Genomic DNA, 1,427 nt, shown 5'->3' with positions numbered 1-1,427 from the left:
CGCCCTCGCACGGCACGAAGCCGAGATCGAGACCGCCGACGCGCCCGGCCGCATTGTGCAGCACGGCAAAGCCGTTCCAGTCTGCGCGAGCAGCGTTGACGGCGGCCGCGAGCTTGGCCGCCTGACCGAGCACGGCCGCGCCATCGGCACGCGCCAGCGCGCCCTGTCCCACGATGATCAGCGGGTGTGTCGCCTTCTTCAGCGTCTGGAAGAACTTGCCATTGCCGTTGGCCAAATCCCCAAGCGAATCCGGCCCGGCGCCCAGCTGTTCGTAATCGTAGCGGGTATCGCCGACATCGCCGATGACGCCGACCGGCAGATTGCCGGTCCGCCAGCGCTTGCGGATGCGCGCATTGAGCACCGAGGCTTCATAACGTGGGTTGGCGCCGATGATCAGCACCGCATCGGCCTGCTCGATGCCTTCGATGGTCGGGTTGAAGATATAGCTCGCACGGCCCAGCGCCGGATCGAGTGCGGCGCCATCCTGGCGGCAATCGGTATTCTTCGAGCCGAGCGAAGCCATCAGCAGCTTGAGCGCATAGGTTTCTTCGACGGCGGCGAGATCGCCCGCGATAGCGCCGATCTTTTCGGGCGCCGTCTTCGACACCGCGTCCTTGATCGCGGCGAAGGCCTCGGCCCAGCTGGCAGCAACCAGCCTGCCGTCCTTGCGCACATAGGGGCGGTCAAGGCGCTGCGTGCGCAGGCCGTCCCAGATGAAGCGGGTCTTGTCGGAGATCCACTCCTCGTTCACCGCCTCGTTGACGCGCGGCAGGATGCGCATCACTTCGCGGCCCCGGCTATCGACGCGGATCGCCGAGCCGACCGCATCCATCACGTCGATGGATTCGGTCTTGGTCAGCTCCCACGGCCGCGCCTGGAAGGCGAATGGCTTCGAGGTCAGCGCGCCGACCGGGCAAAGGTCGATGACATTGCCCTGCAGCTCCGAGGTCATCGCCTGTTCGAGATAGGTGGTGATCTCGGCATCCTCGCCACGGCCGATCAGGCCCAGTTCGGAAATGCCGGCGACTTCGGTGGTGAAGCGGACGCAGCGCGTGCAGTGAATGCAGCGGTTCATCACCGTCTTCACCAGCGGTCCGATGTATTTGTCTTCGACCGCGCGCTTGTTCTCGTGATAGCGCGAGGAATCGACGCCGAAAGCCATCGCCTGGTCCTGCAGGTCGCATTCGCCGCCCTGGTCGCAGATCGGGCAATCCAGCGGATGGTTGATCAGCAGGAACTCCATCACGCCTTCCCTGGCCTTCTTGACCATCGGCGTGTTGGTGAAGATTTCCGGCGCCTCGCCATTCGGGCCGGGACGCAGGTCGCGCACGTTCATGGCGCAGGAAGCCTGCGGCTTGGGCGGCCCGCCCTTCACCTCGATCAGGCACATGCGGCAATTGCCGCATGTGCCTGATCGAGGTGAAGGG

Annotated in this window: 1 protein-coding gene; it reads right to left on the bottom strand. The window is 65.2% G+C overall.

What is annotated here, in order from left to right:
- On the bottom strand, positions 1-1,427 hold a 1,427-nt coding region (gene nuoG, locus EOA22_RS33475; protein WP_127390606.1), incomplete at both ends, for an NADH-quinone oxidoreductase subunit NuoG.

The sequence above is a fragment of the Mesorhizobium sp. M7A.F.Ca.US.014.04.1.1 genome (assembly GCF_003998745.1).
Taxonomy (GTDB): domain Bacteria; phylum Pseudomonadota; class Alphaproteobacteria; order Rhizobiales; family Rhizobiaceae; genus Mesorhizobium; species Mesorhizobium ciceri.
Note: the sequence above shows the minus strand (reverse complement) of the source record. Positions and strands in the feature narration are given on the sequence as shown.